Source organism: Methanosaeta sp. UBA356 (assembly GCF_002496465.1).
Taxonomy (GTDB): domain Archaea; phylum Halobacteriota; class Methanosarcinia; order Methanotrichales; family Methanotrichaceae; genus Methanothrix; species Methanothrix soehngenii.
In genome coordinates, this window is record NZ_DAKC01000052.1 from 1 (window position 1) to 2,921 (window position 2,921).

Genomic DNA, 2,921 nt, shown 5'->3' on the forward strand with positions numbered 1-2,921 from the left:
CCCTGCGCCCCAGCACTGTAGAGCATTCCTGAGAACATTGTTTATCTATTCCAGTCAGGAGAACCAATCATGCTCGTAAGGCTGCTTCCGGCTATGGAACATCGGACCCGGTTGACGGGTAGGTTCAGGTCGTTCTTTCCCTTACGGAGGGAGCAGTCCACTGTGGGATTATCATTGAACAAACACGCAAAGGGCTAAGATTAAATGCTTCCAATCCAGGAGATAGTGATCATGCTGAAGAAAAAAATAGTCTACCGTCTGCTGCCGATGGCTATAGTATTGGCGCTTTTTTTCATTGTTATTGCCGAACCAGCAGCATCAGACCAGGAATCAGATGATGCAAAAGTCCTCCGTCAGTTTGGTGAGCAGATCGTGAAGAATAATCCCTCTCTCGCTTCAGCGAGCAATTTAGAGAAAGCTAAAGCGGGATTTGTCGAGTATCTGAAAAAGCTCAGCGCATCCAATGCAGGGGTCAGTAACGATGTATGGGGAAGGATAAGCGATAAATTATTTGCTGATGAGAGAACAGCCTTCACATGTTCGGTTCACACCTTCAATTTGCAGGATATTTTTGCGGGGATGGGTATCGATTCTCAGAGTATCGGTCAGATTGGAGGAGAAATGGATACGTATAATCCATTGAACGTTAACAGTGATCATGGTGCAGTCCTTATCCGCGATAATGATGGGAAGGAATATGTCTTCGATGCATGGGCTCATGCCACCATGCGTGACACCTTATCTCCCTTAGATGATCTGTATGGCGAGGGAGAAACAAGTCCCTTTAATGGAATGCCTAAGAATGAATGGACCGATCAGATGAAAGAAGAGGGATACACTACCTTCTTCGAGGATGGTTTTTTAGCCGATCCGATCCCGGCAATAGTTGAGGAATCAGATTCAAATGGCTGCACCGAGTTTAAAGTGCCACCCACGGCATGGGCAGGTGAGTCATGGTTCAATACAGGCATCAGCATACTCTCTGGGCAAAATATTTCCATTGTTGCCACTGGTACAGTACAGCCGAATAGTGGAAGCATATCCTGTGGACCGGATGGAACATATGAAGTCGACTATTGGCTGACTGATTACTCCTACCGTTCAGATTGGGGACATGAGTCGCTAATTGCAAGAATCGGCGCCGAAGGCTTGCCGATTTTCATTGGCAGCAATGCCACTTTCACTGCTCCCGAGGGGGGAGAGCTCTGGCTCGGCGTTAATGACAAAGATCCCGGGAATAATGCGGGTCAATATGTGGCCAAAGTGTGTTGGGGAGATGATCAATGAGATAGAATTCCAAAACTTTTTTTTACTTGTGGGATTGTGAAGGGCGGAGCGGGAAGTCCCCATCTTCATTATGATTATCGCTTTGGCATTCTCAACCATAGTAATGCTCTGAGCTTTGTGCCTGCCTGTCTTCACAATCACCTGCGGGCCATCTATCTTTCTGGCTTCGGCATAGATCTTCGAGGCATGAAGAGCATCGCCTATCTCATGACAGTCCAGCTCAAGATCACTTGCCGCCTCATCTGGACATGCTTCCCCTCTGCTCTTGTAGTAGCCCAAAATCTCTTTCTTAGCCATCTGAAAATCGACGTCCCTGCATTTGATGACCTTGATTTCAAACAGTCTGGGCCGATGGCGTCTCTGACAAGATCGGACTCGCCAAGGCACAACCCCGCCTCGATCAGCTCCCGGATCTGAGCTGCTTCAGCGGGGGCGATCTTAGCACCTATAGATGCCGATAAAGGTTGAAGCGTCCCTTTATTCGAAGCGCTCATATGTTTTACTATGGTAAACTATGGGTGTAGAGTCCCGAAATTATTTCGCCTATCATCTAAGCTTGGACGCATAGTCCAAGATATGAAATTGAACAAGACGAAGGTTCGTTATATCCTTCGTCAAAACCGCAAGGGGGTAGCCACAAAAGAGATTGCGCGGGACGTCAAGGTCTCACAAAGGAGAGTCCAACAGATCATTAAAGAATACAAGGAGACCGGGCAAGAACCTGTATTAGGCGAAAAAGTTGGTCGCCCCCGCAAACCCTTCACTGAGAAAGAGACAGAGGCCATCAGAGCAGCCCATGCTCGCTACCGCTTTGGAGCGCGCATGCTGGAGACTGTGATCCGGAAACAATTTAAGATCTGCATATCACATAATCGCATACACATGTACCTGAAGGCAGCAGGCCTGGCCCAGGAAGATCTAAAGAAACAGAAGCGCCGGAAGTGGGTTCGTTATGAACGAAAGCACAGCATGTCAGCGGGGCATATTGACTGGCATGAATGGGATGGGACTGATGTCAAGGTTTGCGTAATTCTGGATGATGCATCCAGGATGGTGCTGGCCGGAGGGGAGTTCACCGAGATCAATACAGAGAACAGCATGCTGATAATCGACCAATTAGTGGACAAATTCTGGTGGCTCTGTCCCTTGAGGGAGCTGATACTCGATCATGGCAGCGAGTTTGGAGCCCACAGAATCCATGACGACGGAAGCTGGAACAGCGAATTCAAAGATCACCTCAAAAAATATGGCATCAAGCCTATATTAGCCAGAGCGAAGCATCCTCAGACAAACGGAAAGCTGGAACGGTTTTTCGGAGAATACGTCAAGCACAGGCCTGCGTTTCATTCATTCGAAGAGTTTATCACTTGGTATAACGATAGACCTCATGGAAGCTTGAATTTCCAAAGCTTGGAGACTCCAGAAAGGGCTTTCAGGCGAAAAATGCCATTGGAAGCTTATTTCGCAATTGGCCATAGACTGTTTGGGTTGTGAAATTATATGAATAATTTAAACACTATAAAACTAGGTCGGACGCGAAATAATTTCAGGACTACACAATCAAGAAACTCGATTCTATCCATTAATATCTTCAGTGTAATATATCTAGGGCGGTATGTATCCGGAATTGAGTA

At 47.0% G+C, this 2,921-nt stretch carries 3 protein-coding genes; all 3 read left to right on the forward strand.

Translation table 11 applies throughout. The annotated features are described in order from the left end of the window. Positions 1 to 231 precede the first annotated feature (231 nt). The 3 genes from BP727_RS04380 (at position 232) to BP727_RS04390 (ending at position 2,781) form a co-directional block, all read left to right on the forward strand. Positions 232 to 1,287 carry a hypothetical protein gene (locus BP727_RS04380; RefSeq protein WP_013718532.1) on the forward strand — a complete coding sequence of 352 codons (1,056 nt, stop codon included), beginning with the start codon at positions 232 to 234 and terminating at the stop codon, positions 1,285 to 1,287. A gap of 36 nt (positions 1,288 to 1,323) precedes the next feature. Next, complete coding sequence (locus tag BP727_RS04385; protein WP_048131737.1) at positions 1,324 to 1,704, forward strand: hypothetical protein; 381 nt, start codon at positions 1,324 to 1,326, stop codon at positions 1,702 to 1,704. A gap of 159 nt (positions 1,705 to 1,863) precedes the next feature. Further along, on the forward strand, positions 1,864 to 2,781 hold the full coding sequence (locus tag BP727_RS04390; protein WP_013718530.1) for an IS481 family transposase: 918 nt from the start codon (positions 1,864 to 1,866) through the stop codon (positions 2,779 to 2,781). Positions 2,782 to 2,921 lie beyond the last annotated feature (140 nt).

Coding starts and splice junctions, on each gene's coding strand:
- BP727_RS04380 (WP_013718532.1), top strand. CDS start 232: ATGCTGAAGAAAAAAATAGTCTACCGTCTGCTGCCGATGGCTATAGTA.
- BP727_RS04390 (WP_013718530.1), top strand. CDS start 1,864: ATGAAATTGAACAAGACGAAGGTTCGTTATATCCTTCGTCAAAACCGC.